The organism is Cellulomonas sp. P1_C4, from assembly GCF_056406355.1.
Genome location: NZ_JBFUAI010000007.1, coordinates 99,854 through 124,726, shown reverse-complemented (window position 1 = coordinate 124,726; position 24,873 = coordinate 99,854). Strand labels below are relative to the sequence as shown.

Genomic DNA, 24,873 nt, shown 5'->3' with positions numbered 1-24,873 from the left:
TATAGACACGTGACCTCGACCGCCGCGATGAGCGCGCCCGCCGCGCAGGACGTGGCCCGGGCACTCAAGGCGCTGGCCGACCCGCTGCGGCTGCGCGCCCTCTCGCTCATCGCCGCGAGCCCGTCGGGCGAGGCGTGCGTCCTCGACATCAGCGAGCTCACCAACGTGTCCCAGCCGACCGTGTCGCACCACCTCAAGGTGCTCAAGGACGTCGGGCTCGTGACCGCCGAGCGCCGCGGGACCTGGGTCTGGTACCGGATCGACCCCACCCATCGGTCCGCTGTGCGGGCGATCCTCGAGGCGTTCGCCGAGGTCGAGGCCGACGGCTCCCCGCCCCAACCCGACCTCGACGCCCGGCTCGACGACCTCGCCGTCGCGCTCGCGCCGCGCTACCCGTCGATCGACCCGGCCCGCGTCCGGGACGTGGTCCGCGACTCCTCCACGGCGCTCGCGCGGACCGCCGGGCAGCACGCGCCGCTCGTCGGGCTCACCGACCGGTTCGCCCGGCAGCGCCTCGACGACCTGGTCCGCATCGAGGGCGGCGCCACCGTCCCCCGCGTGCTCTTCGTCTGCGTCGCCAACGCCGGGCGCTCCCAGTTGGCCGCCGCCCTGCTGCAGCGCTACGCCGGCGATGCCGTCCTGGCGCGCTCGGCCGGGTCGAAGCCCGCCGCGGCGATCCACTCCCACGTCCGGCCCGAGCTCGAGGCTCTGGGTTCCGACGGGTTCCCGAAGCCGCTCACCGACGACGCCGTCCGCGCCGCCGACGTCGTCGTGACCATGGGCTGCGGCGACGTCTGCCCGGTGTACCCCGGCGTCCGCTACGAGGACTGGGCCGTCGGCGACCCCTCCCTTGCCTCCCCCGAGGGTGTCGCGGCCATCCGCGCCGACATCGACGCCCGCGTTCGCCACCTGCTCGACTCGCTCGACATCCCAGGAGAGTCATGACCACGCCCAGCGTCCTGTTCGTCTGCGTCCACAACGCCGGCCGGTCCCAGATGGCGGCGGGATTCCTCGCGTCGCTGTCCGGCGGCGCGGTCGAGGTCCGGTCCGCCGGCTCGATGCCCGCCGACCAGGTCAACCCGGTGGCCGTCGCCGCCATGGCCGAGGTCGGCATCGACATCCGCGCCGAGCAGCCCAAGGTGCTCACCACCGAGGCGGTGCAGGCGTCGGACGTCGTCGTGACGATGGGCTGCGGCGACGCGTGCCCGTACTTCCCGGGCAAGCGGTACGAGGACTGGGTGCTCGAGGACCCGGCGGGTCAGGGCATCGAATCGGTGCGCCCGATTCGCGACGAGATCCGCGGGCGGATTCTCACGCTTCTCGACGAGCTGGGCGTCCAGGCCGTCAGCGCGTGACCGCCCTCGTCCGGCGGCTCGGGGTCGCCGACGCGGTCGTCATCGGACTGGGCGCCATGCTCGGCGCCGGCGTCTTCGCCGCGTTCGCACCGGCCGCGCAGGCCGCCGGATCGGGCCTGCTCATCGGGCTCGCGATCGCCGCGGTCGTCGCGTTCTGCAACGCCACCTCGTCGGCGCGGTTGGCGGCCGTCCACCCGGAGTCCGGCGGGACCTACGTCTACGCCCGCCGACGGCTCGGCCCGTTCTGGGGGTTCCAGGCCGGGTGGTCGTTCGTCGTCGGGAAGACGGCCAGCTGCGCGGCGATGGCGCTGACGTTCGCGTCGTACGCCGCGCCGGGGCAGGAGCGGCTGGTCGGGGTCCTCGCGGTCGTCGCGCTCACCGCCCTCAACTACCGGGGCGTGCAGAAGTCGGCCCTGGTCACGCGGGTGATCGTCGCACTCACGCTGGTCACGCTCGTCGTGGTCGTCGTCGCCGCCCTGGCCGGCGGCACCGCGTCCACCGACCGGCTGAGCCCGTTCCCTGGGTCGGACCTGCGCGGCATCCTGCAGTCGGCGGGGCTGCTGTTCTTCGCGTTCGCCGGCTACGCGCGGATCGCGACGCTCGGCGAGGAGGTGGTCGACCCGCGCCGGACCATCCCGCGGGCGATCCCGCTCGCGCTCGGGATCGTGCTGGTCGTGTACGTGGTCGTGGGGGTCAGCGCCCTGCTCGCGGTGGGCGCCGACGGGCTCGCGGCGACGACGGCGCCGCTGCGCGCGGTGGTCGAGGCCGGTTCGCTGGCCGCACTGAGCCCCGTGGTGCAGGTCGGCGCGGCCGTCGCGTCGCTCGGCGCGCTGCTGGCGCTCATCCTCGGGGTGTCCCGCACGACGCTCGCCATGGCACGCGACCGCGAGCTCCCGCCGTACCTCGCGGCGATCCACCCCCGCCACGCCGTGCCGTACCGCGCCGAGCTCGCGGTGGCTGCCGTGGTGGTCGTCCTCGTCGCCACCCTCGACGTGCGTGGAGCGATCGGCTTCTCGTCGTTCGGCGTGCTGACGTACTACGCGCTCACCAACGCCAGCGCGCTGACGATGACGCCCGACGAGGGCCGACCGCCGCGCGCGGTCGCGATCCTCGGGCTGGCCGGGTGCGTGGTGCTCGCCGCGACCCTGCCGCTCGCGTCCGTGCTCGGCGGCGCGGCCGTCGCGCTGGTCGGGGCGGGCACGTGGGCGCTGCGCCGGGGACGYGACCGCACCCACGCGGGGTGAGCGCGGTCGCGTCCGGTCAGGCGGTGGCGCAGCAGATCGTCGACGCCGCCGCCTGACGGTGCGGGACGGCGCGCCTGATCCGCACGAGCAGCCCAGGTCCCGGGCGCCGCGGGGCGGGCGCCAGTGCGCGCTCGCGGAGGGCGAGGCGGCGGCGCAGGTCGGCCTCGAGCTCCCTCTCGCGCTCCTGGTGGACGAGGGCGAACAGCTCCGGGTGCATGGCTACTCCTGAGCGGACGGCTTGCGGGCGCGGATGACGGCACCGTGCATGCCGTCCGCGACCTGGTGGGTGAAGGTCAGCTCGGTGTCGGTGAAGCCGGCGGCCACGAGGCCGTCGAGGTACTCGGTGCGCGACATCGCCCCGGCGATGCAGCCGACGTACGACCCGCGCTCGGCGCGCTCCTGCGGCGTGAGGTGGTCCTCGGCGACGACGTCCGAGATGCCGACCCGACCTCCTGGCACGAGCACGCGATACGCCTCGGCCAGAACCGCCTGCTTGTCGGTGGACAGGTTGACCACGCAGTTGGAGATGACGACGTCGACGACGGCGTCGTCCAGCGGCAGGTCCTCGATGGTGCCGCGCAGGAACTCGACGTTGGTCGCGCCGGCGCGATCGGCGTTCGCGCGGGCCAGGTCGAGCATCTCGTCGGTCATGTCGACGCCGTAGGCGAAGCCCGTCGGGCCGACGCGACGAGCCGACAGCAGCACGTCGATCCCGCCGCCCGAGCCCAGGTCGAGCACGCGCTCGCCGGCACGCAGCTCCGCCACGGCGAGCGGGTTGCCGCAGCCCAGCGACGCGGCGAGCGCCTCGGGCGGGAGGCTCACGGCGTCGTGCGCGCTGTAGAGACCGGCGCCGAACCTCTCGTCGACCTCGATCGAGCCCGGCGCGCAGCTCCCCGCGCTGCAACACTCGTCGGCCTGCACCGCGGCGAGCGCGTACCGCTGCCGCACCTGCTCCCGCACGTCGTCCATCTCGTCCGCCTCCTCAGGCATCGACAACCATCGATATGTACGATGGACCCAGACATCGACACCTGTCAATGTCTGGGTCATACTGAGTTCCATGGCCCTCGATCTGCTGCCCGTCGCCCCCGCCGCCTGCTGCACGCCGCGCACCCGCGACGCGATCACCGAGCAGGCGGCCGTCGACCTCTCCCGGGTGCTCAAGGCCCTCGCCGACCCCGCGCGGCTTCGGCTGCTGTCGCTGATCGCCGCGCACGACGGCTCCGAGGCCTGCGTCTGCGACCTCACCGACCCCGTAGGCCTGAGCCAGCCGACGGTCTCGCACCACCTCAAGGTGCTGGTCGACGCCGGGCTGGTCACGCGCGACAAGCGCGGGGTCTGGGCCTACTACGCCCTGGTCCCAGGCGCGCTCGAGGCCGTCACGCACCAGCTGGGGATGCACCTGACCGCCGGCGCGGCCGCATGACCATCGTCCCGATGACGGCCGAGCACTGGCCCGCGGTCGAGCGCATCTACGCGGCGGGCATCGCCACCGGGCACGCGACCTTCGAGTCCGCGCCGCCGTCGTGGGAGGCCTTCGACGCCGGCAAGCTGCCCGACCATCGGCTCGTGGCCCTCGACGAGGACGGCGCCGTCGTCGGCTGGGCCGCGGCGTCGGCCGTCTCGGACCGCTGCGCGTACGCCGGGGTGATCGAGCACTCGGTGTACGTCGACCCCGCCGCCCAGGGCCGCGGCATCGGCCGGGCCCTGCTGGACGCGCTGATCGACGACGCCCGCAGCAAGGGCGTCTGGACCGTGCAGTCCGGCATCTTCCCGGAGAACGAGACCAGCCTGGCCCTCCATGCGGCCGCCGGGTTCCGCGTCGTCGGCACGCGAGAACGGCTGGGCCGGATGACGTACGGGCCGCGCGCGAACCAGTGGCGGGACGTCGTGCTCGTCGAGAAGCGTCTCTAGCGGTGGTGCGGCGGCACCGGGTACAGGGTGTGCTCGGTGTGCTGCAGCACGTTGGTGACGAGCGCTGACACGTGCTCGTTCGCCTGCGAGTAGTAGATCGTCGTGCCCTCGCGTCGAGCGGTGACCAGGCGGCCGGCGCGCAGCTTGGCCAGGTGCTGCGACACGGCGGGGGTCGGCCGGTCGAGGGCCTCGGCGAGCGCGCTCACCGACATCTCGCCGCCGTCCAGCATCGCCAGGACCGCCAGGCGCGTCCGGTCCGCGAGCAGGCGCAGGATGTCGACCGCGTGGTCGAGGTCGGCGTCGGCGGGGGTGGTGACCATCGAGGTCATGATCGCAGGCTCAGCACCCGGACGGGCCAGAGCGCCGTCGCGGTGATCGTGGCCGCCGTCGCGACGACCGCGAGGACCACCGCCGCGACCGTGAGGCCGGCAGCGCCGAGCCAGCCCGCCAGCGGGTAGGTGAGCAGCCAGCACGCGTGCGAGAGGGAGAACTGGGCGGCGAACGCGGCGGGCAGGTCGTCGGTCGGCACCTCTCGACGGATCAGGCGACCGACGGGCGTCTCGACGGCGGCCCAGCCGAGCCCGACCAGCACCCACAGCACGCACACGGCCTCGAGGTGGTGCAGCGCGAGCGGGACCGCGGCGGTCGCGACGCAGAGCACGACAGCGCCGCCGAGCATGACCCGGCGCTCCGGCAGCCGACGGAGCAGACGCGGGAGCGTCAATGCGGCGGCCATCGACCCGAGTCCGTTGGCGGCGAGCACCAACGCGACCACCCCGTCGCCCAGCCCGAGCACGCTGCGGACGATCACGACGGTCTGCACCAGGACGAGCGCCCCGGCGGCCGCGACGACGAGGTTGAGCGCGACGACCGGTCGCAGGGCCCGGGTCCGCACGAAGATCTCCGCCCCACGGCGCACCCGGGCCGTGAAGGGCGCTGCCGACGGCACCGGACCGCGCGGCAGCAGTACCGAGCTCACCAGCAGCGCGGACCCGGCGAACCCAGCCGCGGTCCCGACGAACAGCGCGTCCGCCGGCACGACGAGCAGCAGCGCGGCCGCGAGCACGGGCGACAGGACGGCCTCGAGGTCGTACGCCAATCGGGACAGCGACAGCGCCGCGGTGTAGTCGTCCTCGTCGGGAAGCACCTGTGGGATCACCGACTGGAACGTCGGCGTGAACGTGGCCGACGCCGCCTGGAGGACGAAGATCAGGACGAACACCTGCCAGACCTCGCCGACGGACGGCAGCGCGAGCGCCACGATCAGGCGCAGGACGTCCGACCCGATCATCACCGCGCGCCGCGGCAGGCGAGCCACGACGACGGCCGCGACCGGCGCGACGACCACGTACGCGAGCATCTTGAGGGCGAACGCGGTCCCGAGCACAGCGCCGGCGTCGGCCCCCGCGAGGTCGTAGGCCAGCAGGCCGAGCGCGACCGTCGCCAGCCCCGTCCCCGTCAGCGCGACCACCTGCGCGGCGAACAGCCGGCGGTAGACGGGGTGGGTCAGCGCGCGGAGCATTCGCCCATTATTGCGTAGATACGCAAATACAGAGTTCAGCGATCGCTGTACTATCGCGGTCATGGAGACCGTCACGCTGACACACACCGCCGCGCTCGCGCGTCTCGGGCACGCGTTGTCCGACGAGACCCGCACGCGCGTGCTGCTCGCGCTGCGCGAGGCTCCCGCCTACCCCTCCGACCTGGCTGACGCGCTCGGCGTCTCGCGGCAGGTCATGTCCAACCAGCTGGCGTGCCTGCGCGGCTGCGGCCTGGTCGAGGCGATCCCCGACGGTCGGCGCACCTGGTACCGCCTGGCCGACACCCACCTCGCACCGGCGCTCGACGACCTGCTGCGGCTCGTCGTCGCGGTCGACCCGACGTGCTGCGGACCCGGCGGGTGCACGTGCTCGTGACCCGGCGCGAGGTCCTCCAGCGTCGGATCCGGTGGGTCGTCGCGCTGACGATCGCCTACAACGTGGTCGAGGCGGTCGTCGCCCTCGCGGCCGGCCGGGTGGCGTCGTCCTCGGCGCTCATCGCCTTCGGCCTCGACTCGGTGGTCGAGGTGCTGTCCGCCGCGGCCGTCGCCTGGCAGTTCGCCGCGCCCGACCCCGAGGCTCGCGAGCGGACGGCCCTGCGCCTCATCGCCGTGTCGTTCTTCGGGCTCGCCCTCGTCGTGACCATCGACTCGGTGCGGACGCTCGGCGGCGCGTCGTCGCCCGAGCCCTCGACCGTCGGCATCGCCCTCGCCGCCGTGAGCCTGGTGGTCATGCCCGTGTTTTCGTGGTTCGAGCGCCGGACCGGTCGCGAGCTGGGCTCCTCCTCGGCCGTGGCCGACTCGAGGCAGACCTTGATCTGCGCCTACCTGTCCGGGGTGCTGCTCGTCGGCCTGGTACTGAACGGCGCCCTCGGCTGGGCATGGGCCGACCCTGTCGCGGCCCTGGTCATCGCGGGTTTCGCGGTCCGCGAGGGCCTCGAGGCGTGGCGGGGGGACGCGTGCCCGACACCGGTCAGCGCCCTGCTCGTGCCCGACGACTAGTCCGACGCGAACGCCACGATCCGCTTGATCGTCTCCGCGTCGCGCAGGATCCGCCGGTGCCCGAGACCCTCGCTGAGCACCAGCTCCGCGCCGGGCCAGGCACGGGCGATGCGGGCGCCGTCCTCGTGGTCGGCCTCCTTGTCGTCGCGGTCGCTCAGGATGAGGGCGGCAGGCAGCGCCCCCGCAGCGTTCGCGGCACGCACGGGTATGTCGAGGTCGGCCAGCCGGCGGCCCGCGAGCGTCTCCATCCGCACGACGAACCGGTGCCGGGTCTGCTCGCTGAAGCCCAGGGCGTGCGCGAAGCCGACGGTGTAGGTGCTGGGGTCGGCCAGCGGCGTGACCAGCACGAGCCGCTCCGTCGACGTGCCGTCGAGCACCGCCAGCGCGCCGGCCGCCGCACCCATCGAGTGCCCGACCACCGCGTGCGCCGGGCCGTGCGCGGCGATCACGGTGTCGAGCGCCGACATCATCTCGGGCAGCGTCGTGCGCCGACGGCCGAGCTGCCCGGCCCCCGACGAACCCTGCGCGGGGGCGTCGTAGGCGACGACCCGCAGGCCGGCGTCGACCAAGGGCTCGACGAGCGACGCGAGCTGGCCGCGGTGGCCGCCCCACCCGTGCACGAGGTAGACGGCCGGGCCGTCGCCCCAGACCTGGCCCACGATCGGGCCGACGCGGAACGCGGTGCCGCCGGGGATCGCCTGCCGGTGCTTCGCGCGGGCGGGCCGGCACCACAGCCGCAGCGCGCCGAGGGCGACGAGCTCCGGCGCCACCGGGTCGAGGGCACCCACCGTTGACCGGATCCACGCCGGGATCGGCGGCAAATGCGTACGAACGGTCGTGCTTTTTTCGGTTGAGGATGCGGTCATGACGAGAACTCCGGAATCAGTCGGTGACGAGGAGCGACTGCATCAGCCGCTCGAAGGCGAAGCGGGTGCGAGCCTCGGCGGCCGGGTCGTCCAGCAGCCGGCACGCGTGGAAGTGGCCGAGCATGAGGCCGTTCATGTCGTGGGCGAACTGCTCGGGCGCCAGGTCGTCGCGGAACGCGCCGTCCTTGGCCCCGGAGCGGTACATCTGCGCGAGCGAGTCGAGCAGGTCCCAGTGGTCGCGCACGAGCTGGTCGCGGACCGCGCCGGGCTGGTCGTCGAACTCCGTGGCCGCGGAGACGAACAGGCAGCCCGCCGACCCACCGGTCGACGTCACCAGCCACCGCTCGAACAGCACGCGAACCCGCTGCTCACCGCGGGGAGCGGCGAGCGCGGGGCGGATCACCTCGTCCACGAAGTGCCCGCGCGCGCTCGCCAGGACGGCGAGCTGGAGGGCCTCCTTGGAGCGGAAGTGCGCGTACAGGCCGCTCTTCGACATGCCCGTCGCGGAGGCGAGCGTGCCGATGGTCAGGCCCGCGACGCCCAGGCGGCCGGCGATCTCGACCGCCTGGTCGATCACCGCCTGCCGCGTCTCGTCGCCCTTGCTCACAGGATCATGAATAGCACGATCGTGCTCCGGTGGCTAGATCGCCATCAGCGCGACACCCAGCGCCGCGGCCGCGACGCAGAGCACGAGCGAACCCACCGCGTTCACCGTCGCCCTCCGCAGCTCCCCGGCCTGGATCAGGCGCACGGTCTCGACCATGGCGGTCGAGAACGTGGTGTACCCGCCGCAGAACCCGGTGGCGGCGACCGCCAGCCAGGTGGGGCCGAGCCCGTGGTAGAGGTGCGCGCCGTTGAGCAGGCCGATGAGAAAGGAGCCGGAGACGTTGACGACGAGGGTGGCCAGCGGGAACACCCGGGTCCACCGGCCGCGCACGGACCCGTCCACGACGAACCGGGTGGCGGCACCGATGCCGCCGAGCACGGCGACGAGCAGGACGGTCATCGTGCCTGCCGCCAGTGGTGGTGCCGGGCCGCCAGCGCGATCCCGCCGATGCACGCCACCAGTCCGAGGATCACGCTGAGGGCGCCGTAGAGCAGCGACATCGTCACCTGACCGCCGGCGATCAGCCGCTCCATCTCGATCGCCAGACTGCTGAACGTGGTGAACCCGCCGAGCACGCCCGTGCCCGCGCCGAGGCGCACGAGCCGGCCTCGCGGTGACTCCGAGCCGCGCCGCAGCAGGGCCTCGAGCAGGGCACCGAGGAGGAAGGACCCGAGGAGGTTCTCGACGAACGTCGCGGTGGGCCACCCTGAGCTCGAGGTCCCGACCGCCTGCGTCAGCGCCCAGCGCGCCGTCGTGCCGACCGCACCACCGACCGCGACGACCGCGACGAGACGCGGGTCGAGGTGGGCGGGTCGGGTCACGTTGTCGGCTCCTGAGGTGTCTGGGGGACGATGGTGACCGGGAGCGGCTGTGTGTGCGCGAGGTGTCCGGCAGTCGAGCCGCCGATGAGGTGGTTCATCCAGCCGCCGATCCCCGGGCGACGGCTGCCGATCACGATCAGGGTCGCCCCCGACTCCCGCGCGACCCGGGCCAGGGCTCGCGACGCCTCGCCCACCGTGTAGACGAACCGCCACGGCACGTCGACGCCGTCGAGGTGCTGCTCGAGCTCGGCCGCCAGCGCGCGCTCCGCGACGCCGTCGCCTTCGCTGCTGTCCGCGTGGTCCGGGTCCAACGGGGTGGTGACCAGCGTGCCGTCCGGCTCCTCGGCGACGAAGGTGCGCGCCGGGTCCGACCAGAGGCAGAGCAGCGAGGCGCCCAGGGGGCCCGCGAGCGCGGCGGCGCGCTGCACCACGACAGGCTTCTGACCCGGGATCACGCCGACGACGACGGTGGGTGCGCCCACGACGGGCGAGCCGTGCCACGGGTGCGGTGTGGAGCGGGTCACTCGCCGAGGCTACGCGGGAACACCGCGACCGATGCGGAGGTTGCGCTGCCCATGACCACCATCGGATTCATCGGCGCCGGACACATCGGCGGCACCCTGGCCCAGCTCGCGATCGACCACGGCTTCGACGTCGTCGTCAGCAACTCCCGCGGACCGGAGACCCTCACGGACCTCGTCCAGCAGCTGGGCGACCGGGCGCGCGCGGCCACCGCGGCCGAGGCGGCGGAGGCCGGCGACATCGTCGTCGTGACCATCCCGACCAAGAACGTGCCCGACGTCCCCGTGCAGCCCCTCGTCGGCAAGATCGTGATCGACACCAACAACTACTACCCGCAGCGCGACGGCCAGATCGAGGTCCTCGACAACGAGTCGACCACCGTCTCCGGGCTGCTGCAGGGGCACCTGCCCGAGTCCCACGTGGTGAAGGCGTTCAACAACATCTCGTCCACCGACCTCGGCTCGACGGGCGTGCCTGCGGGGACGCCGAACCGCCGCGCGCTCTCGATCGCGGGCGACTCCGCCGACGCGAAGGCGGAGGTCTCCGCGCTGATCGACCAGCTCGGCTTCGACGTCGTGGACGCCGGTGAGCTGGCCGAGGGCTGGCGCGCCGAGCGCGACCAGCCCGCCTACGTGCAGCCCTACGACGCCGATGGCATGCGCGCCGCGCTGGCGAAGGCGGTCCGCTACCGCGACCGGTAGTCCCTCAGGGCGCGTCGAAGACTTCGTCGCGCTCCTGCTCCGGCGTCGCGTCGTGCGGCTCGTGCTCCTGGATCTCGTGGACGACGTCCGCCAGGTGCACGGCCGTGCGGCGCGCACGCCGGATCGACAGCACGGCGTGCGTGGCCAGGCCGAGGAACACGAGCGCGCACGCGATCGTGCTGATGACGAACGTCAGCTCGATCCCGTCGGCGGTCGGGTGCAGGTCCGGCCCCAGGTGGCTGGCGAGGACCGCCCCGGCGACCGCCGCGCCCACGGACCCGCCGACCGTCCGCAGCACCTGGTTGAACGACACGGCGCTGCCGAGCTCCTGCGCGACCACCCCGCGGGCGATCAGGCCCGGCATGGCTGCGTAGGTCGTGCCGATGCCGATCCCGACGAGCAGCATGCCGAGCAGCAGCTCCCACAGCTGGTCGTGCGCGACGAGCAGCAGCAGGTTGGCGACCGTGACGAACGCCGCGCCGATGGGCAGCAGCACCGTGAAGCTGAGCCGGTGCGCCTGCGCGCGGGCGACGCGGCTGGCCGCCTGGCTGCCCACGGAGATGGGCAGCATGACGAACCCCGCCCAGAACAGCGGCAGCCCGACCCCGTAGCCGGTCGACGTCGGCGCCTGCGCGACGAGGCTGATCACCGAGACGCCGATGTACATCGCCATGCCGATGCTCAGTGCGGTCGCATTGGCCAGCAGCACGTCGGACCGGCGCAGCAGGTCGAGCCGGATGAGCGGGTGGTCGGTCGAGACCTCCCGCCACACCCAGACGGCGAGCACGACGACGGCACCGACGAGGACCGTGAGCGTCGTCGCCGACCCCCAGCCCCAGTTCGGTCCCTCGCTGATGCCCAGCAGCAGCGACGCCAGTCCCACGCCCAGCAGCGCCGCGCCCAGGGTGTCGAACCTCTGCCGCAGGCCGCGGTCGTCGGGACCGGCGGGCACGACGAGCACCACGACGACGATGGCCGAGACGACGAACGCCGCGGCGAACCAGAACGCCCAGCGCCAGTCGAACGAGTCGGCGATGATCCCCGTCAGCGGGTAGCCCAGGCCGATCCCCGTAGCCACGGTGACGGACAGCGAGGCGATCCCCGCCTGCACCTTCTCGGGCGGCGAGTAGCGCCGGGCCAGCGCGATCGTCATCGGCGTGATCGCGAACGAGAGGCCCTGCAGCGCGCGGCCGGCAAGCAGCACGCCGAACGTCGGCGCCGTCGCGGCCAGCACGGAAGCGACCAGGATCACCACGAGCGTGACCAGCAGGATGCGCTTCTTGTGGGGTCCGTCGCTCAGCCGCCCCAGCACCGGCGTCGCGATGGCGCCGACCAGCAGGTTGAGGGTCAGGGTCCACTGCGCCGTGCTCACGGAGATGCCGAACGCGGCCGCGATCGTGGGGACCAGCAGCAGGCCGAGCGAGCTGATGATGGCAGCGGCGAGCGCGGCATAGACGAGCGCCGGGACCAGCCGTCTGCGTGCGGACATGCCTGCCACTGTGGCACTTGCCCGGGTCATCCGAGTAATGGTCTCGCCCGCGGCACCGGCCGGTCGTAGCGTCCGGGCCATGACCGACGCCCTCCGTCACCACACGATCCGCGAGAGCTCGCACCGGATCCTCGACCCGTTCACCGACGAGCAGCTGGCGACCCTGGGCCGCGCGCTGCACCTCGAACCGGGCRCCACAGTGCTCGACCTCGCGTGCGGGAAGGGCGAGCTGCTGTGCACCTGGGCGCGGGACCACGGCATCGTCGGCACAGGGGTCGACCTCAACCCGCCGTTCGTCGAGGCGGCTCGTGCGCGGGCGGCCGCCCTCGGCGTCGACGTCTCGTTCATCGAGTCGGACGCGTCGGACTACGTGTCCTCAGCGAGGGTCGACGTCGCGTCCTGCGTCGGCGCGACGTGGATCGGGGGCGGCGTCGTCGGCACCCTGGCCCTGCTGGAGCGGTCGCTGAAGCCCGGCGGGATCGCGCTCGTCGGCGAGCCGTTCTGGCGCGCCGAGCCGCCGGAGGAGGCCTGGTCGGTCGGCGACTTCCTCACGCTGCCGGGGCTGGTCTCGCAGGTGCACGACGCCGGCTGGGACCTGGTCGAGATGGTGCTTGCCGACGAGGCCAGCTGGGACCGGTACGTCGCCGCGCAGTGGCTCAACGTGCGGCGGTTCCTCGACGAGCACCCCGACGACCCCCTGGCGCCGGCGTTCCGCGAGGAGCTGGCGACCGGGCCCCTGCGGTACGTGACCTACCAGCGGCCGTACCTCGGATGGGGCGTGCTGGCGCTTGCGAAGCGGCCCTGATGGACGTCGAGGCGGTCCGGGCGTACTACGCCGACCGGCGCATCCACGAGCGCGACCGGCTGCTCTCCGCGGAGGGGCTCCTCGAACGCGTGCTGACCACCCGCCTGCTCGAGCCCCACCTGGGCACGCCCGGGCGCGCGCTCGACCTGGGCGGCGGCACGGGGCCGTACTCCGTGTGGCTGGCCGAGCTCGGCTGGGACGTCACGCTGGCCGACCTCTCCCCCGAGCTGCTCGAGATCGCCGCGTCGTCGCTCCCGGCGGGCACGGTCCGCGAGGTGGTCGAGATCGACGCCCGCGACCTCTCGCGCTGGGCCGACCACACGTTCGACGCCGTCCTGTCGCTCGGGCCGATGTACCACCTGACTACCGCCGCCGACCGTTCGCAGGCGGCGAAGGAGCTCGCACGCGTGACCCGCCCCGGTGGCCTCGCCGCCGTCGCGCTCATGCCGCGCTACACCTCGCTGCGCCGGCTGCTGGCGCTGGCCGACGAGCGCTGGCAGCTCGAGGACCCCGCGTTCCTGGACCGGCTGCTCGACGACGGGATCTTCGAGAACGCCGTGCCCGGGCGGTTCACGCACGTCTACGGCGTCGAGCCGTCCGCCGTGGCGCCGTTCTTCGAGTCGCACGGGTTCGACACGGTGCTCCTGGCGTCGACCCACGGTTTCCTCACCGGCGTCGAGGACGGGTTCGAGGCCCTGCGCGTCGAGCAGCCGACGACGTACCTGCGCCTGCTCGACCGGCTCGTGGCACTCGCGACGGACCCGAGCGTGCTCGGCACCGCCGGCCACCTGCTGTACGCCGGGCGGCGCCCGCTCGACGGATAGCTCCGCTGCGCTGCCGTCACGTTGCACCCGCCCGGTCCGTCAGTAGCGTGAGAGCGGCCTCTGGGGGCCCACGAGCAGAAGGAGCAGGACCATGACCGAAGGCATCAAGACCATCGTCGTCCCGGTGAGCGACCTCGCCGCGTCGAAGGCGTTCTACACCGAGCTGCTGGGCGTCGCGCCGGCGCACGACGCGCCGTACTACGTCGGCTTCGACGTCGCCGGGCAGCACTTCGGGCTGAACCCGAACGGCGACGTGAGCGCCGGACCGGTCTACTACTGGCACGTCTCCGACCTCGAGGCGAGGCGGGACGCGCTCGTCGCGGCGGGCGCCACCGTGATCCAGGACGCGACGCCCGTGGGCGGCGGACGCATCGTCGCGACCCTCAAGGACGCCGACGGCCACACGGTCGGGCTCGCGCAGGACGCCTGAGCGCACGGGCACGGGCGGGCGGATCATGGATCCGCCCGCCCTCGTCGTCCCCGGAGGTCCTCATGCCCACCGTCCTCATCACCGGCACGTCGACCGGCATCGGCCTCGAGACCGCGCTCGCCGCGGCGGACGCGGGGTGGACCACCGTCGCGACCATGCGGGACCTGTCGAAGGCCGGCGCCCTGCGCGAGCGCGGAGCCGGTTTCCCGCTCGACGTCCGGCAGCTCGACGTGACCGACCACGAGGCGGTCGATGCCGTCGTGGCGGCCGTCGTCGCCGACCACGGCTCCCTCGACGCGGTCGTCAACAACGCCGGCGCCGGGCAGGTGGGCACCGCCGAGACCCTCGGCATGGACGCGTTCCGTTCGTGCATGGAGCTCAACTACTTCGGGGTCGTCGCGCTCACGCAGGCGGCCCTGCCGCACCTGCGCGCGTCCGGCGGTCGGCTGCTGACGATCTCGAGCGTTGGCGGCGTCGTCGGCCAGCCGTTCAACGACGCCTACTGCGCGGCCAAGTTCGCGGTCGAGGGGTTCCTCGAGAGCCTCGCGCCGGTGGCCGCGGCCGTCGGCGTGTCCGTCGTCATCGTCGAGCCCGGGGCCGTGGCCAGCGAGTTCGTCGCCAACGTCGGGCGGCCGTCGGCGGGCGACGACGTCTACGGGTCGCTGCTCGCCGCCTACCTCGAACGAACCGCCGGTGCGTTCGCCCACGCCCAGGCGGCCGACGACGTCGCCGCGCTGCTGGTCGAGCTCCTCATGGACGAGGACCCGCCGGTCCGCGTGCAGACGTCCCCCGGCGCCCGGACCTTCGTCGGGACCAAGCTCGCCGACCTCGACGGGTCCGCGGTGCAGACACTGACACGCAGCTGGATCGCCTCTGACGCATGATGGGACCAGCCACCCGTACGTCGTGAAGGAGCTTGCTGTGTCCCTGACCGTCCCCGCCCTGCTCACCCCGTCCGCCGGCGCCCCGTTCGAGCGCGGCACGATCGAGCGCCGCGAGCTGGGTGAGCACGACGTCCTCATCGACATCGCCTACGCCGGCATCTGCCACTCAGACATCCACCAGGCGCGCGAGGAGTGGGGCAAGGCCACCTTCCCGATGGTCCCGGGGCACGAGATCGCGGGCGTCATCTCGGCGGTCGGGTCCGGCGTCACCAAGCACGCCGTGGGCGACCGGGCCGGCGTCGGCTGCTTCGTCGACTCCTGCCGCGAGTGCGAGATGTGCCTGGCCGGCGAGGAGCAGTTCTGCCTGAAGGGCAACGTCGGCACCTACAACTCCAAGGCCTACGACGGCACGCCCACCTACGGCGGCTACTCGACGCAGATCGTGGTCGACGAGAGCTACGCGCTGCGCATCCCGGAAGGGATCTCGCTGGACGTCGCCGCGCCCCTGCTCTGCGCCGGCATCACGCTGTACTCGCCGCTCAAGCACTGGGGCGCCGGCCCGGGGTCGAAGGTGGCCATCGTCGGCATGGGCGGCCTCGGCCACATGGGCGTGCAGCTCGCGCACGCGCTCGGCGCCGAGGTCACCGTGCTCAGCCAGTCCCTGTCCAAGCAGGCCGACGGCCTCGCGCTCGGCGCCGACCACTACTACGCGACGAGCGACAAGCAGACCTTCCGCGACCTGCGCCGGTCGTTCGACCTCATCATCAGCACGGTCGGTGCGGACATCGACGTCGACGCCTACCTCTCGCTGCTCCGGTTCGAGGGGTCGCTCGTGTTCGTCGGGCTGCCCGAGAACAAGCAGTCGTTCCGCGTGTTCTCCCTGACCGGGGCTCGTCGCAACCTGTCCGGCTCCAACATCGGCGGCATCCGCGAGACGCAGGAGATGCTCGACTTCTGCGCGTCCCACGGGATCGGGTCGCTCATCGAGACCATCACCGCCGACGACGTCGACAAGGCTTACGACCGCGTGGTGAACAGCGACGTCCGCTACCGGTTCGTCATCGACACGGCGACGATCCCGGCGACCTGAGCCTGCTGGCGGCGCACGCCCGTCGTCGGCTCGGAGGTTCCGCGAGTTCGTGAGTTGCGGACGAAGTCGTGAGTTGCAACTCACGACTTCGTCGCAAACTCACGAACTCGCGCATGCGGCCGCGCAAGCTCGCGGGGCAGCGGGCTGAGGTGACCGCACCTACCGTGGCTCCGTGGACCCCATCAGCCCGACCGCGCCGCCGCTCGCCGGGCGCGTGATCCTGTCGCAGGACTGGGTGCGGGTCAGCTTCCTGCACTGGCGGGTGGGTGCCGACGAGGTCGCGCCGCTGCTGCCTCCCGGCACGCGGCCCGACGAGTTCGACGGCTCGTCGTGGGTCGGCCTGATCGCGTTCCGGATGGAGCGGTTCACCCTGATCCCGGGGCCGCCGCTGCCGTACATCGGCGACTTCCCCGAGATCAATGTGCGGCTCTACACGGTCGACGACGACGGACGCCGCGGGGTCCTGTTCCGGTCGCTCGAGGCGTCGCGGGCGCTCACGGTGCTCGGCGCTCGTGTTGCGATGAACGTGCCGTACCAGTGGGCGCGAATGTCGATCCGGCGGACGGGAGACGCGATCGACTACCGCTCGACCCGGCTCACCGGCACCCGCCCGTCGTCGCGCATCGTGGTCCGGCCCTCGCGCGAGGCGGTGGCCGACGACCCGCTCGCCGACTTCCTCACCGCCCGCTGGGGCATGCACACCGTGCTGGGCGGCCGGACCCGGTTCGTACCCAACGAGCACGAGCCGTGGCCGCTGCGGCGGGCGTCGCTGGTGTCGCTCGACGACGAGCTGGTCGCGGCCGGCGGCCTGCCGGGCGTCGCCGACCGGCCGCCGGACTCGGTGCTGTACTCGCCGGGCGTGCACGCGCGGTTCGCGATGCCGGTGTAGCCCGATCTCGTCATGCGCCGGGAGCTGGCCGGGGGCGGTGGAGACGAGCAACGTCCGCACTCGTGCGGGCCGAAACCCAACTGAGTGCGGACGTTGCGGGACATCCGTGCGCGACGTCCGCACTCGCGAGGGTAGGGACCCAGTCGAGTGCGGACGCCTCGCGGAGTCGGAGGTCAGGCCTCCGGGGAGGGGTCCGCGACCGACGTCGGCTCGCCGGCCAGGACCAGGTACAGGTCCCGGCGTGCGCGGTCGAGGACCTCGAGCGCCTTGGTGGCCTGGGCGTCGGTGCCGGTGCGGGCCACCTGGTGGGCGGCCGCGGCGAGCGCCTCGAGGGCGCCGCGCAGGGCACGGCCGGGCGAGGTCGGCCGGCTCGCGGCGTCCTCCCACGGGGTGCCCAGCTGCTCGGCGTTCTGCGTGACGTAGGTGCCGCCGGCCTCGGTGAGCGTGGCCATCTTGCGGCCCGACTCGGAGGTGATGGCGATGAGGCCCTCGTCCTCGAGCAGGTTGAGCGCCGGGTAGATGGCGCCCGGGCTGGGCCGCCACGTGCCGCCCGACCGCTCGCCGATCTGCTGGATCAGCTGGTAGCCGTGCATCGGCTCCTCGGCGAGGAGCAGCAGGATCGCGGCGCGGATGTCGCCGCGCCCGGCACGCCGGCCGGGGCCGCGGCCACCGGGACCGCCGCCGAAGCCGGGGCCGCCGAAGCCGCGCGGACCGCCGGGGCCGAAACCGCGGTGTCCGCCGTGCTCGTGGTGCTCGTGGTGCTCGTGCGGGTAGGCGCCGCGGGGGCCGCCGCGCCGGGGGTCGAAGCCCTCCTCGTAGGGGGCCTCGGGGAAGTCGCCGCGACGGCGACGGTCGCGACCGCGCTGGGCGGTCGGGTCGGTGTCGAGCTGGGGGCCGGTGGGACGGCCGTCGGAGTAGTGGTGGGGGTGTCGCATGAGGTGTCTCCTTGACGATGGGGGCCGCGGGGCCGAGGTGGCCGCCTGCGGATCCGGGAGGCGCGTGATCTCGACCGGACGACGTAACGATATATCGTCGATAGATCTTTGACAACCCCGAGCGATACAGCGTTCTCAGAGCCGCGCCAGCACCGCCCCGCCGTGCACGCCGAGCACCTGACCGGTGGTCCACCCCGCGTCGGGAGAGGCGAGGTAGGCGACCGCCGCCGCGATCTCGTCGACGGTCCCGGGCCGGCCCATCGGCACGCGTGCGAGCCGCCGCTGGTACTCCGCGTCATCGAGCCGGTCGCCCCAGAACTCCGTGGCGGGCACGAACCCGGGCGCGACGGCGTTCACCGTGATCCCGTCGGCGGCCACGCGCGCGGCGGTCCCGGTGACCCAGGAGTTGATCGCGGCCTTGGCCGCGCCGTACGAGCCGGCGCCGCGCAGGGCCGCCACCGAGCTCATCGCGACGATCCGGCCACCGGGCCGCGGCATCGCGGGCAGCAATGCCTCGCCGAGCAGCACCGTCGTGAGGACGTTGAGCCGGAACTCCTCGGTCCACAAGTCAGCCGTCGCCTGCAGGCTCGTGTCCCGGGCCTCGAGCGAGCCGCCCGCGTTGAGCACCACGACGTCGACCGCCCCGAGCCGATACGCGAGCGCGGCGACCTCGGCCGGGTCGCGGAGGTCCGCGACCTCCACCCGCATGGCACCCGCGGCCGTCTCCTCGAGCACCTCGCGCCGCCGGCCGACGATGACCACGTCGTCACCGTCGGCAGCCAGCCTCCGCGCCACCGCGCGCCCGATGCCCGTCCCGCCGCCCGTCACCACCGCAGTCCTCATCGGTCCACCGAAACACTTGGGCGGCGGCCTGTCGATCAGGAGGCGGAGGTCATCTGCGCGAGCTGGATGAGGTTGCCGCAGGTGTCGTCGAGCGTCGCGACGACCACCGGCCCCATGTCCGTCGGCGGCTGCACGAACCGCACGCCGAGCGCGGTCAGCCGCTCGAACTCGGCCTGGATGTCGTCGACGCCGAAGGACGTGGCCGGGATGCCGTCCTCCACGAGCGCGGCCTTGTACGGGCCGACCGCCGGGTGTCCGCTGGGCTCCAGCAGCAGCTCGACGCCGTCGGGGGCCGCCGGCGAGACGACGGTGAGCCAGCGGTCCTCGCCGCCGAGCGGGATGTCGTTCTTCACGACGAACCCGAGCACCCGGGTGTAGAAGTCGAGCGCCGCGCTCTGGTCGTCGACGAACACGCTGGTCACGGTGATGCGGATCATGAGGACTCTCCTTCGTCGGGAAGCGGCCACCGCGTGGTGATCTCCCGCAGCGGCCCGGTGTCGAGGTGGTGGAACTTATAGCGACCCTCGCGGCGGACGACCACGAGTCCGGCCTCCTCGAGGACGTCGAGGTGCTGCGAGACGGCCTGCCGCGTCGAGGAGAGCCCGTGCCGCATGGTCAGCCGCGTGCACAGCTCGAACAGCGACTGCCCGTCCCGGTCTTGGAGCTCGTCGAGGATCGCGCGGCGCGTGGCGTCGGCAAGGGCCTTGAAGACGTCGGCTGCCACGCTTCCGTTATAGGCAAGCGCACACTTGCCTGTCAAGGGACTGTCGATTTCCGGAACCCTCGCGCGTCTTGACCTCGACGGGCAAGGTGGGACCGACGAGGGAGCTGACGACATGACCGACCGGTGGATGGTTCTGCTGTGGGGCGACGAGGCGTTCTGGGAGAGCGCGTCGCCCGAGGTCCGCGACCGCATCATGGCCGAGCACGGGGCGTACTCGGACGCGTGCGGCGATCGCGGGTACAAGATCCTCGGCGGCGAGGAGCTGGGATTCTCGAAGAGCTCCGTGACCGTCCGCGCCGAGGGCGGCGCGCTGACCGTCACCGACGGGCCGTTCGTCGAGCTCGCGGAGCACCTCGGCGGCTACTACGTCATCGAGACCGACGACGTGCAGGGTCTGGCCCGGCTCACCGGCGAGCTGCTGCTCACCGACGGTGGCGGCGCCGAGCTGCGTCCCGTCGTGGTGCACGAGCCATGACGACCTTCCTCGTGCTCCTGTACGCGACCGAGGGGTACTGGGAGGCGGCCGACGAGGCGACGAAGGCCCAGTACTACCGCGAGCACGGCGACTACGCCGACCGTGCCGCCGAGTTCGGCGTCACGTTCCTGGCCAGCGAGGCGCTGCAGCCGGTGGCCACAGCGGTGACGCTGCGGCGCTCGGGTGACGACTCGACAGTGACTGAGGGACCGTTCGCGGAGACGGTCGAGCAACTGGGCGGGTTCTACCTCGTCACCGCCCCCGACCGCGAGTCCGTGCTGAAGCACGCGCTGCTGCTCCCCGAGTACACGATCGAGGTCCGCGAGATCGCGCAGATCTGATCTGTCGATCCGTCCGCCATCCGCCCGTCATCGGGGCAGCGGGACGCACCAGGCGCCCCTCCGACCAGCAGGAGCTGACATGGCCGAGTTCACCGTGGTGCTGTACCGGGACGACGCCCGGGACGCCGCACTGACCCACGAGGAGCGCGAGCGCGCCTGGGCTGCCCACAGCGGCTTCCAGCAGCTGTGCGCCGACCGGGGGTGGGAGATCGTCGCGACGCGGGCTCTCGGGGCGGCCGTCCGTGCGCGCTCGCTGCGGTCCGACGGCCGCGCCGGGGTCGTCGTCACCGACGGCCCCTACGCCGAGACCGCCGAGCAGGTGGCCGGCTTCTACCTGGTCGCCCGCACCTCGCTGGAGGCCCTGACCGAGGCGGTGTCCGCGCTCGTCCTCAATGGCGAGTCCGTCGAGATCCGGCCGACCGTGGAGTTCGTCGACGGCGTCCCCGTCGACGGCGACGGCGCGCTGACGGCGTCGTGAGATTCGTCGTCCTCGCCTACGGATCCGCGACGCTGCCCGCGGGCGGCATCACACTGGGGTCCGTGGACACGGCGACGTCGGTGCAGGACCGCGCCCTGCGGGACGGCACGTTCGAGGGGCCGGCGTCGGAGCTGACCGGGATCCGGGTGCTCGAGGCGTCGGACCTCGACGCGGTGCTGGACACGCTGCCCGCCGTCGGGACGTTCGAGGTGCGGCCGGCCCCGTGACCGCCACCACCTCGCCCGCCTCCGCCTCCGACGACGCCCTCGCTGACGCCTGGCGGTCCCACTGGTCCCGGCTGATCGGCCTGCTCATCGGGCAGTACGCCCGGCCCGACCTCGCCGAGGACGCCGTCTCCGACGCCTTCGAGGCGGCCGCCCGGCACTGGCCCGAGGACGGGGTGCCGACGAACACCGGCGCGTGGCTGCTCACCGCCGCGCGGCGGCGCGTGCTCGACCGCCTCCGGTCCGAGGCGGTGGTCCGACGAAAGGAACCGTTGATGGTGGTCGACGACGAGATGCGCGCCGCCGCCGCGGCCGTCGTCGACCCCGGCGCCCACGTGGCCGACGAGCAGCTCCGGCTGATCTTCGCCTGCTGCCACCCGGCGATCGCCCCCGACGACCGCGTCGCGCTGACCCTGCGGTTCGTCGTCGGCCTCACCACCACCGAGATCGCTCGCCTGCTGCTGGTGCAGGAGTCGACCATGGCCGCCCGGCTGACCCGAGCGAAGAAGCGCCTGGCCTCCTCCGGCATCCCGTTCGCGACCCCCGACGCCGCCCACCTGGACGAGCGGCTCGACGTCGTCGCGACCGTCGTCTACCTGGCCTTCACCTCCGGCTACCACCCCGGTGTCGGCGAATCTCCGTTGCGCGTCGACCTCGGCGACGAGGCCATCCGGCTGCTCCGCGTCCTCGACGGCCTGTTGCCGGACCGCGCCGTCGTCCGCTCGCTGCTCGCCCTCCTGCTACTGCAGCACTCCCGCCGCGACACCCGCCTCGACGCCACCGGCGCCCTGGTCCTGCTGCCCGACCAGGACCGCACCCGCTGGCACCGCAACGAGATCGCCGAGGGCGTCGCCCTCCTCTCGTCCTCCGCCGCTCCCGCGTCCGCCCCCGGCCACCAGACCCGTCTGGCGCAGGAGTACCGACTCCAGGCGCTCATCGCCGCCGAGCACGCGACCGCCCCCACGGCCGCCGAGACCCGCTGGACCGTGATCGCCGGCCTGTACGCCCAGCTCGAGGCGCTGACCGGCTCCCCGGTCGTCCGCCTGGCGCGCGCGGTCGCCGTCGCGGAGGCCTCAGGCCCGGAGGACGGCCTGGCCCTGCTCGACGGTCTGGACGACGCCCTCCCCCACCACCACCGCGTCCCCGCGGTCCGCGCCGAGCTCCTGGCCCGCGCCGGCCACCGCGACGCAGCGGCCGCGGCCTACCGCGCGGCCCTCACCCTGGTGACGAACCCCACGGAACGCACCCACCTGGAGTCCCGCCTCGCAGCCCTGGAAGGCGCCTGACCCACCGACCAGCCGCCAGTTCGCGGGTTCGCGACGAACTCGTCGGTTGCCACCCGCGAACTCATCGCAAACCCGCGACCTCGTCGCGATGCACGGACCCGACCACAGCCCCGCACACATCGCGCCCGGTTCATGAGTCCGAAGGGCTGAACTCCCACGCGCCACCCGTTGGCGGATGTTGGAGCCATGTCGATGCGTCCTGGCAGCGTGGAACCAGCACGGCAGGAGCCGCTCCCAACCGTGCGGCTCGCGCGTGAGGTCCCCGAGGAGATCGTCCGCGATCGAGTCCGGTCTGGCGACTGGGAGCGGATCGGGCGCGGCATCTACCTGCCGACGAGCGCCTCGGCGGGGACCGGTCGCCGGCGGACAGTCGCACTCGGGCGGATCGCGGGCGTCCATCGACGCCTCCGAGCACGCCACTGGTTCAGCCACGAGTCGGCCGCACTGTTGTGGGGCCTGCCGCTCTGGCGCTCCCCGGAGACGACACACGTGCTCCACGAGCACCGCGCTAGCTCGGACTCCGACCCACTCGTGACGCGGCACTGGGGTGCTCCTTCCGACGACGAGCGGACCGTCATCCGGGGGATGCCCGTGACGTCGCTCGAGCGAACGGTCATCGACTGCGTCACCACGCTGCCCCCGCTCCAAGGCCTCGTCGTGGCTGACGCCGCTGCTCGCCTCCGGATGGATCCCGACGTGGTGAGCCGCCTGCTCGCCGCTCGGGCCGGCCGACGCGGCAGCGTTCGCGCCCGCACGATCATGGAGCTCGCAGATGACGGCGCGGAGTCGCCCGGCGAGTCAGCGGCTCGATTCGTGGTGCTCCGCGACGGGTTGCCCGTGCCCCGCACGCAGGTCCCGATCGAGACGCGACTCGGGACCTTCTGGGCCGACCTCGGCTGGGAGGAGTGGCAGCTCGTCCTGGAGTACGACGGTCGACCGAAGTACGCGGGATAGGAGACGGAGCGCTTCATGCAGGAGAAGCGCCGGCACGATGCGGTGCTCGAAACCGGGTGCAGGATCCTGCGGGTGACGAAGGAAGACCTGGCCGGCACCGTGTTGACCCGCCGCATCCTCCCGCTGCTGCCCGCCGACGCAGCGCGCCACCTCCGACCTCGTCGCGAGCTGATGACTTCCCGCCCCGCGAGATCGTGAGTTTGCGACGAAATCGCGGGTTGCAACTCACGACTTCGTCGGCAACCCGCGAACTCGGCGCGGCCGCGAGCGAGGCGACATCGCTCCGGGCCGTCAGCCCCAGAGGAGGAGCGTCAGCAGGGTCAGGTTCAGGGCGATCACCAGCGTGACCACCAGCAGGAGGGTCGCGTGGAGCCAGGGGCCGTTGCGGTGGGGGCCCATGACTGCGCGGGAGCGGGTGAGGGCGACCAGGGGGATGACCGCGAACGGGATGCCGAAGCTCAGCACCACCTGCGAGAGCACGAGGGTCCAGGTGGCGTCGGCGCCGACGGCCAGCAGGACGATCGCGGGGATCAGCGTGACCACGCGGCGGACGAGCAGCGGGATCCGCCGATGGATCAGGCCCTCCATGATCGTGGCGCCCGCGTACGCGCCGACCGAGGTGGACGCGAGACCCGACGCGAGCAGCCCGACGGCGAACGCGATGCCGATGCCGATGCCGAGCGCGGCGACGATCGCGTCGTAGGCGCCGGGGATCGAGTCGGTGCCCGGCACGCCGCGCAGGCCCGATGCCGCCAGCAGCAGCAGGCCGATGTTGACGACGCCCGCGACCGCGAGCGCCGAACCGACGTCCCAGCGAGTCGCCCGCAGCATCTTGGTGAGCGTGGCGCCGGAAGCCCGGCCGTGCCGGTCCCGGACCAGCGCCGAGTGCACGTAGATCGCGTGCGGCATCACGGTGGCGCCGAGCATCGAGGCCGCGAGCAGCACGGAGTCGGTGCCCTCGAAACGAGGGACCAGGCCCGACAGGATGCCGGCCGCCGACGGCGGGGAGACGAACAGGCCGGCCAGGAACCCGATGCTGATGATCGCCAGCAGGCCGACGATGACGTACTCGAACCGGCGCTGCCCGTACCGGTTCTGGGTGGCCAGCAGCAGGATCGAGACGACGCCGACGATGAGCCCACCGACCGGCAGCGGCACGCCGAACAGCAACTGGAGCGCGATGGCCCCGCCGACGACCTCCGCGATGTCGGTGGCCGCCGCGACGAGCTCCGCCTGCGCCCAGAACGCGATCCGCGGACCGCGGCTCATCCGCCGTCCGAGCACCCCCGGCAGAGACTCGCCTGTGACCAGCCCGAGCTTGGCCGACTGGTACTGGACCAGGACCGCCATGGCGTTGGCGACGACGAGCACCCAGAGCAGCAGGTAGCCGTAGCGGGCGCCGGCGGTGAGGTTGGCGGCGACGTTGCCGGGGTCGACGTACGCGATCGCCGCGACGAACGCCGGGCCGAGGAGCAGCGGGGCGCGACGGATGCGCGGCGGGCTCGGCGCGGGCGCCGGGAGGACCGCGCTGTCGGTCGCGCTGTCGTGCATGCTCACCTCCGCAAAGTTCGGGCGTCCGAACTCATGCTAGCGGCGACGCGGATCTGACGCGGGAGGCGGGCGGTCGGAGGAG

General features: G+C 73.0%; 36 protein-coding genes. 21 read left to right on the top strand and 15 right to left on the bottom strand.

Annotated features, from left to right (window positions below):
• The first annotated feature begins 27 nt into the window (after positions 1–27).
• Genes AC1DYZ_RS07335 through AC1DYZ_RS07325 form a run of 3 tightly spaced genes read left to right on the top strand, consistent with a single transcriptional unit; the run spans position 28 to position 2,599 of the window.
• Positions 28–945: a metalloregulator ArsR/SmtB family transcription factor gene (locus AC1DYZ_RS07335; RefSeq protein WP_477064610.1), complete on the top strand. Its 918-nt coding sequence runs from the start codon at positions 28–30 to the stop codon at positions 943–945.
• Positions 942–1,355 carry an arsenate reductase ArsC gene (locus tag AC1DYZ_RS07330; RefSeq protein WP_456825190.1) on the top strand — a complete coding sequence of 138 codons (414 nt, stop codon included), beginning with the start codon at positions 942–944 and terminating at the stop codon, positions 1,353–1,355. Before AC1DYZ_RS07335 ends, AC1DYZ_RS07330 begins: the two co-directional genes overlap by 4 nt.
• A complete protein-coding gene (locus AC1DYZ_RS07325) occupies positions 1,352–2,599 on the top strand; it encodes an APC family permease (protein ID WP_477064544.1) in 1,248 nt (415 codons plus the stop codon). Before AC1DYZ_RS07330 ends, AC1DYZ_RS07325 begins: the two co-directional genes overlap by 4 nt.
• Positions 2,600–2,615: 16 nt before the next feature.
• Here the strand turns inward: AC1DYZ_RS07325 and AC1DYZ_RS07320 are convergent, their stop codons facing one another.
• Positions 2,616–2,816, bottom strand: coding sequence for a hypothetical protein (locus AC1DYZ_RS07320; protein ID WP_477064543.1), 201 nt, complete (start codon positions 2,814–2,816; stop codon positions 2,616–2,618).
• Between the two features lie 2 nt (positions 2,817–2,818).
• Positions 2,819–3,568 carry an arsenite methyltransferase gene (arsM, locus tag AC1DYZ_RS07315; RefSeq protein WP_477064609.1) on the bottom strand — a complete coding sequence of 250 codons (750 nt, stop codon included), beginning with the start codon at positions 3,566–3,568 and terminating at the stop codon, positions 2,819–2,821.
• A 91-nt stretch (positions 3,569–3,659) separates the two neighbouring features.
• Between arsM and AC1DYZ_RS07310 the strand changes: the two genes are divergently transcribed.
• On the top strand, positions 3,660–4,025 hold the full coding sequence (locus AC1DYZ_RS07310; protein WP_477064542.1) for an ArsR/SmtB family transcription factor: 366 nt from the start codon (positions 3,660–3,662) through the stop codon (positions 4,023–4,025).
• An 11-nt stretch (positions 4,026–4,036) separates the two neighbouring features.
• The gene (locus AC1DYZ_RS07305; protein WP_477064541.1) at positions 4,037–4,513 is read left to right on the top strand and encodes an N-acetyltransferase family protein; all 477 of its coding nucleotides are present in this window, start codon (positions 4,037–4,039) and stop codon (positions 4,511–4,513) included.
• Here AC1DYZ_RS07305 and AC1DYZ_RS07300 read toward each other — a convergent pair.
• Together AC1DYZ_RS07300 and AC1DYZ_RS07295 are read right to left on the bottom strand one after the other, a co-directional pair.
• Complete coding sequence (locus AC1DYZ_RS07300; RefSeq protein WP_477064540.1) at positions 4,510–4,842, bottom strand: ArsR/SmtB family transcription factor; 333 nt, start codon at positions 4,840–4,842, stop codon at positions 4,510–4,512. The two genes, AC1DYZ_RS07305 and AC1DYZ_RS07300, sit on opposite strands and share 4 nt — an antisense overlap.
• Positions 4,839–6,035 carry an MFS transporter gene (locus tag AC1DYZ_RS07295; protein WP_477064539.1) on the bottom strand — a complete coding sequence of 399 codons (1,197 nt, stop codon included), beginning with the start codon at positions 6,033–6,035 and terminating at the stop codon, positions 4,839–4,841. The genes AC1DYZ_RS07300 and AC1DYZ_RS07295 overlap by 4 nt, the downstream gene beginning before the upstream one ends.
• A gap of 61 nt (positions 6,036–6,096) precedes the next feature.
• On the opposite strand from AC1DYZ_RS07295, the gene AC1DYZ_RS07290 reads away from it, so the two are divergent.
• Positions 6,097–6,429 (top strand): ArsR/SmtB family transcription factor, encoded by a 333-nt coding sequence (locus AC1DYZ_RS07290; protein ID WP_477064538.1) that lies wholly within the window; start codon positions 6,097–6,099, stop codon positions 6,427–6,429.
• Positions 6,396–7,052, top strand: a complete 657-nt coding sequence (locus AC1DYZ_RS07285; protein WP_477064537.1) for a cation efflux transmembrane domain-containing protein — start codon at positions 6,396–6,398, stop codon at positions 7,050–7,052. The genes AC1DYZ_RS07290 and AC1DYZ_RS07285 overlap by 34 nt, the downstream gene beginning before the upstream one ends.
• On the opposite strand, the gene AC1DYZ_RS07280 is transcribed toward AC1DYZ_RS07285, so the two are convergent.
• From AC1DYZ_RS07280 to AC1DYZ_RS07260, 5 genes are all read right to left on the bottom strand, one after another.
• Positions 7,049–7,840: an alpha/beta fold hydrolase gene (locus tag AC1DYZ_RS07280; RefSeq protein WP_477064536.1), complete on the bottom strand. Its 792-nt coding sequence runs from the start codon at positions 7,838–7,840 to the stop codon at positions 7,049–7,051. The two genes, AC1DYZ_RS07285 and AC1DYZ_RS07280, sit on opposite strands and share 4 nt — an antisense overlap.
• A gap of 94 nt (positions 7,841–7,934) precedes the next feature.
• A complete protein-coding gene (locus AC1DYZ_RS07275) occupies positions 7,935–8,525 on the bottom strand; it encodes a TetR/AcrR family transcriptional regulator (protein ID WP_477064535.1) in 591 nt (196 codons plus the stop codon).
• 33 nt (positions 8,526–8,558) lie between these two features.
• Entirely contained in the window at positions 8,559–8,924 is a 366-nt protein-coding gene (crcB, locus tag AC1DYZ_RS07270) for a fluoride efflux transporter CrcB (protein ID WP_477064534.1), read from the bottom strand.
• On the bottom strand, positions 8,921–9,346 hold the full coding sequence (locus AC1DYZ_RS07265; RefSeq protein ID WP_477064533.1) for a fluoride efflux transporter FluC: 426 nt from the start codon (positions 9,344–9,346) through the stop codon (positions 8,921–8,923). Before AC1DYZ_RS07265 ends, crcB begins: the two co-directional genes overlap by 4 nt.
• Positions 9,343–9,870, bottom strand: coding sequence for a universal stress protein (locus tag AC1DYZ_RS07260; protein ID WP_477064532.1), 528 nt, complete (start codon positions 9,868–9,870; stop codon positions 9,343–9,345). Before AC1DYZ_RS07260 ends, AC1DYZ_RS07265 begins: the two co-directional genes overlap by 4 nt.
• A gap of 51 nt (positions 9,871–9,921) precedes the next feature.
• Between AC1DYZ_RS07260 and AC1DYZ_RS07255 the strand changes: the two genes are divergently transcribed.
• Positions 9,922–10,569 carry an NADPH-dependent F420 reductase gene (locus tag AC1DYZ_RS07255; RefSeq protein ID WP_477064531.1) on the top strand — a complete coding sequence of 216 codons (648 nt, stop codon included), beginning with the start codon at positions 9,922–9,924 and terminating at the stop codon, positions 10,567–10,569.
• A gap of 4 nt (positions 10,570–10,573) precedes the next feature.
• On the opposite strand, the gene AC1DYZ_RS07250 is transcribed toward AC1DYZ_RS07255, so the two are convergent.
• Complete coding sequence (locus tag AC1DYZ_RS07250) at positions 10,574–12,058, bottom strand: MFS transporter (protein ID WP_477064530.1); 1,485 nt, start codon at positions 12,056–12,058, stop codon at positions 10,574–10,576.
• Positions 12,059–12,137: 79 nt separating this feature from the next.
• On the opposite strand from AC1DYZ_RS07250, the gene AC1DYZ_RS07245 reads away from it, so the two are divergent.
• The 6 genes from AC1DYZ_RS07245 (at position 12,138) to AC1DYZ_RS07220 (ending at position 16,980) form a co-directional block, all read left to right on the top strand.
• The gene (locus AC1DYZ_RS07245; RefSeq protein ID WP_477064529.1) at positions 12,138–12,863 is read left to right on the top strand and encodes an SAM-dependent methyltransferase; all 726 of its coding nucleotides are present in this window, start codon (positions 12,138–12,140) and stop codon (positions 12,861–12,863) included.
• Positions 12,863–13,687 carry a class I SAM-dependent methyltransferase gene (locus AC1DYZ_RS07240; RefSeq protein ID WP_477064528.1) on the top strand — a complete coding sequence of 275 codons (825 nt, stop codon included), beginning with the start codon at positions 12,863–12,865 and terminating at the stop codon, positions 13,685–13,687. Before AC1DYZ_RS07245 ends, AC1DYZ_RS07240 begins: the two co-directional genes overlap by 1 nt.
• Before the next feature lie 91 nt (positions 13,688–13,778).
• Positions 13,779–14,117: a VOC family protein gene (locus AC1DYZ_RS07235; protein ID WP_477064527.1), complete on the top strand. Its 339-nt coding sequence runs from the start codon at positions 13,779–13,781 to the stop codon at positions 14,115–14,117.
• 62 nt (positions 14,118–14,179) lie between these two features.
• Positions 14,180–15,001: an SDR family NAD(P)-dependent oxidoreductase gene (locus AC1DYZ_RS07230; protein WP_477064526.1), complete on the top strand. Its 822-nt coding sequence runs from the start codon at positions 14,180–14,182 to the stop codon at positions 14,999–15,001.
• Positions 15,002–15,038: 37 nt separating this feature from the next.
• Positions 15,039–16,091 carry an NAD(P)-dependent alcohol dehydrogenase gene (locus AC1DYZ_RS07225; RefSeq protein ID WP_477064525.1) on the top strand — a complete coding sequence of 351 codons (1,053 nt, stop codon included), beginning with the start codon at positions 15,039–15,041 and terminating at the stop codon, positions 16,089–16,091.
• A gap of 172 nt (positions 16,092–16,263) precedes the next feature.
• On the top strand, positions 16,264–16,980 hold the full coding sequence (locus AC1DYZ_RS07220; protein WP_477064524.1) for a YqjF family protein: 717 nt from the start codon (positions 16,264–16,266) through the stop codon (positions 16,978–16,980).
• 173 nt (positions 16,981–17,153) lie between these two features.
• On the opposite strand, the gene AC1DYZ_RS07215 is transcribed toward AC1DYZ_RS07220, so the two are convergent.
• The 4 genes from AC1DYZ_RS07215 to AC1DYZ_RS07200 form a co-directional block, all read right to left on the bottom strand.
• Positions 17,154–17,915: a PadR family transcriptional regulator gene (locus AC1DYZ_RS07215; protein WP_477064523.1), complete on the bottom strand. Its 762-nt coding sequence runs from the start codon at positions 17,913–17,915 to the stop codon at positions 17,154–17,156.
• 135 nt (positions 17,916–18,050) lie between these two features.
• Complete coding sequence (locus AC1DYZ_RS07210; protein WP_477064522.1) at positions 18,051–18,758, bottom strand: SDR family NAD(P)-dependent oxidoreductase; 708 nt, start codon at positions 18,756–18,758, stop codon at positions 18,051–18,053.
• 35 nt (positions 18,759–18,793) lie between these two features.
• A complete protein-coding gene (locus AC1DYZ_RS07205) occupies positions 18,794–19,192 on the bottom strand; it encodes a VOC family protein (RefSeq protein ID WP_477064608.1) in 399 nt (132 codons plus the stop codon).
• A complete protein-coding gene (locus AC1DYZ_RS07200; protein WP_477064521.1) occupies positions 19,192–19,482 on the bottom strand; it encodes an ArsR/SmtB family transcription factor in 291 nt (96 codons plus the stop codon). The genes AC1DYZ_RS07205 and AC1DYZ_RS07200 overlap by 1 nt, the downstream gene beginning before the upstream one ends.
• Positions 19,483–19,594: 112 nt before the next feature.
• On the opposite strand from AC1DYZ_RS07200, the gene AC1DYZ_RS07195 reads away from it, so the two are divergent.
• The 7 genes from AC1DYZ_RS07195 (at position 19,595) to AC1DYZ_RS07165 (ending at position 23,438) form a co-directional block, all read left to right on the top strand.
• Entirely contained in the window at positions 19,595–19,957 is a 363-nt protein-coding gene (locus AC1DYZ_RS07195) for a YciI family protein (protein ID WP_477064520.1), read from the top strand.
• Positions 19,954–20,298, top strand: a complete 345-nt coding sequence (locus tag AC1DYZ_RS07190) for a YciI family protein (RefSeq protein ID WP_477064519.1) — start codon at positions 19,954–19,956, stop codon at positions 20,296–20,298. Before AC1DYZ_RS07195 ends, AC1DYZ_RS07190 begins: the two co-directional genes overlap by 4 nt.
• A gap of 79 nt (positions 20,299–20,377) precedes the next feature.
• Positions 20,378–20,776, top strand: a complete 399-nt coding sequence (locus AC1DYZ_RS07185; RefSeq protein ID WP_477064518.1) for a YciI family protein — start codon at positions 20,378–20,380, stop codon at positions 20,774–20,776.
• The gene (locus AC1DYZ_RS07180; protein WP_477064517.1) at positions 20,773–21,003 is read left to right on the top strand and encodes a hypothetical protein; all 231 of its coding nucleotides are present in this window, start codon (positions 20,773–20,775) and stop codon (positions 21,001–21,003) included. Before AC1DYZ_RS07185 ends, AC1DYZ_RS07180 begins: the two co-directional genes overlap by 4 nt.
• The gene (locus tag AC1DYZ_RS07175; RefSeq protein WP_477064516.1) at positions 21,000–22,286 is read left to right on the top strand and encodes an RNA polymerase sigma factor; all 1,287 of its coding nucleotides are present in this window, start codon (positions 21,000–21,002) and stop codon (positions 22,284–22,286) included. The genes AC1DYZ_RS07180 and AC1DYZ_RS07175 overlap by 4 nt, the downstream gene beginning before the upstream one ends.
• Before the next feature lie 240 nt (positions 22,287–22,526).
• Positions 22,527–23,240 carry a type IV toxin-antitoxin system AbiEi family antitoxin domain-containing protein gene (locus AC1DYZ_RS07170; protein WP_477064515.1) on the top strand — a complete coding sequence of 238 codons (714 nt, stop codon included), beginning with the start codon at positions 22,527–22,529 and terminating at the stop codon, positions 23,238–23,240.
• A gap of 15 nt (positions 23,241–23,255) precedes the next feature.
• Positions 23,256–23,438 carry a hypothetical protein gene (locus AC1DYZ_RS07165; RefSeq protein WP_477064514.1) on the top strand — a complete coding sequence of 61 codons (183 nt, stop codon included), beginning with the start codon at positions 23,256–23,258 and terminating at the stop codon, positions 23,436–23,438.
• Positions 23,439–23,531: 93 nt separating this feature from the next.
• Here the strand turns inward: AC1DYZ_RS07165 and AC1DYZ_RS07160 are convergent, their stop codons facing one another.
• Complete coding sequence (locus tag AC1DYZ_RS07160; protein ID WP_477064513.1) at positions 23,532–24,791, bottom strand: Nramp family divalent metal transporter; 1,260 nt, start codon at positions 24,789–24,791, stop codon at positions 23,532–23,534.
• Between the last annotated feature and the right edge of the window lie 82 nt (positions 24,792–24,873).

Excerpts from the sequence above, each read along its gene's own strand:
- AC1DYZ_RS07335 (WP_477064610.1), top strand. The coding sequence starts at position 28 with ATGAGCGCGCCCGCCGCGCAGGACGTGGCCCGGGCACTCAAGGCGCTG.
- AC1DYZ_RS07330 (WP_456825190.1), top strand. The coding sequence starts at position 942 with ATGACCACGCCCAGCGTCCTGTTCGTCTGCGTCCACAACGCCGGCCGG.
- AC1DYZ_RS07320 (WP_477064543.1), bottom strand. The coding sequence starts at position 2,816 with ATGCACCCGGAGCTGTTCGCCCTCGTCCACCAGGAGCGCGAGAGGGAG.
- arsM (WP_477064609.1), bottom strand. The coding sequence starts at position 3,568 with ATGGACGACGTGCGGGAGCAGGTGCGGCAGCGGTACGCGCTCGCCGCG.
- AC1DYZ_RS07310 (WP_477064542.1), top strand. The coding sequence starts at position 3,660 with ATGGCCCTCGATCTGCTGCCCGTCGCCCCCGCCGCCTGCTGCACGCCG.
- AC1DYZ_RS07305 (WP_477064541.1), top strand. The coding sequence starts at position 4,037 with ATGACGGCCGAGCACTGGCCCGCGGTCGAGCGCATCTACGCGGCGGGC.
- AC1DYZ_RS07300 (WP_477064540.1), bottom strand. The coding sequence starts at position 4,842 with ATGACCTCGATGGTCACCACCCCCGCCGACGCCGACCTCGACCACGCG.
- AC1DYZ_RS07295 (WP_477064539.1), bottom strand. The coding sequence starts at position 6,035 with ATGCTCCGCGCGCTGACCCACCCCGTCTACCGCCGGCTGTTCGCCGCG.
- AC1DYZ_RS07290 (WP_477064538.1), top strand. The coding sequence starts at position 6,097 with ATGGAGACCGTCACGCTGACACACACCGCCGCGCTCGCGCGTCTCGGG.
- crcB (WP_477064534.1), bottom strand. The coding sequence starts at position 8,924 with ATGACCGTCCTGCTCGTCGCCGTGCTCGGCGGCATCGGTGCCGCCACC.
- AC1DYZ_RS07255 (WP_477064531.1), top strand. The coding sequence starts at position 9,922 with ATGACCACCATCGGATTCATCGGCGCCGGACACATCGGCGGCACCCTG.
- AC1DYZ_RS07250 (WP_477064530.1), bottom strand. The coding sequence starts at position 12,058 with ATGTCCGCACGCAGACGGCTGGTCCCGGCGCTCGTCTATGCCGCGCTC.
- AC1DYZ_RS07240 (WP_477064528.1), top strand. The coding sequence starts at position 12,863 with ATGGACGTCGAGGCGGTCCGGGCGTACTACGCCGACCGGCGCATCCAC.
- AC1DYZ_RS07235 (WP_477064527.1), top strand. The coding sequence starts at position 13,779 with ATGACCGAAGGCATCAAGACCATCGTCGTCCCGGTGAGCGACCTCGCC.
- AC1DYZ_RS07230 (WP_477064526.1), top strand. The coding sequence starts at position 14,180 with ATGCCCACCGTCCTCATCACCGGCACGTCGACCGGCATCGGCCTCGAG.
- AC1DYZ_RS07215 (WP_477064523.1), bottom strand. The coding sequence starts at position 17,915 with ATGCGACACCCCCACCACTACTCCGACGGCCGTCCCACCGGCCCCCAG.
- AC1DYZ_RS07210 (WP_477064522.1), bottom strand. The coding sequence starts at position 18,758 with ATGAGGACTGCGGTGGTGACGGGCGGCGGGACGGGCATCGGGCGCGCG.
- AC1DYZ_RS07195 (WP_477064520.1), top strand. The coding sequence starts at position 19,595 with ATGACCGACCGGTGGATGGTTCTGCTGTGGGGCGACGAGGCGTTCTGG.
- AC1DYZ_RS07190 (WP_477064519.1), top strand. The coding sequence starts at position 19,954 with ATGACGACCTTCCTCGTGCTCCTGTACGCGACCGAGGGGTACTGGGAG.
- AC1DYZ_RS07185 (WP_477064518.1), top strand. The coding sequence starts at position 20,378 with ATGGCCGAGTTCACCGTGGTGCTGTACCGGGACGACGCCCGGGACGCC.
- AC1DYZ_RS07165 (WP_477064514.1), top strand. The coding sequence starts at position 23,256 with ATGCAGGAGAAGCGCCGGCACGATGCGGTGCTCGAAACCGGGTGCAGG.
- AC1DYZ_RS07160 (WP_477064513.1), bottom strand. The coding sequence starts at position 24,791 with ATGCACGACAGCGCGACCGACAGCGCGGTCCTCCCGGCGCCCGCGCCG.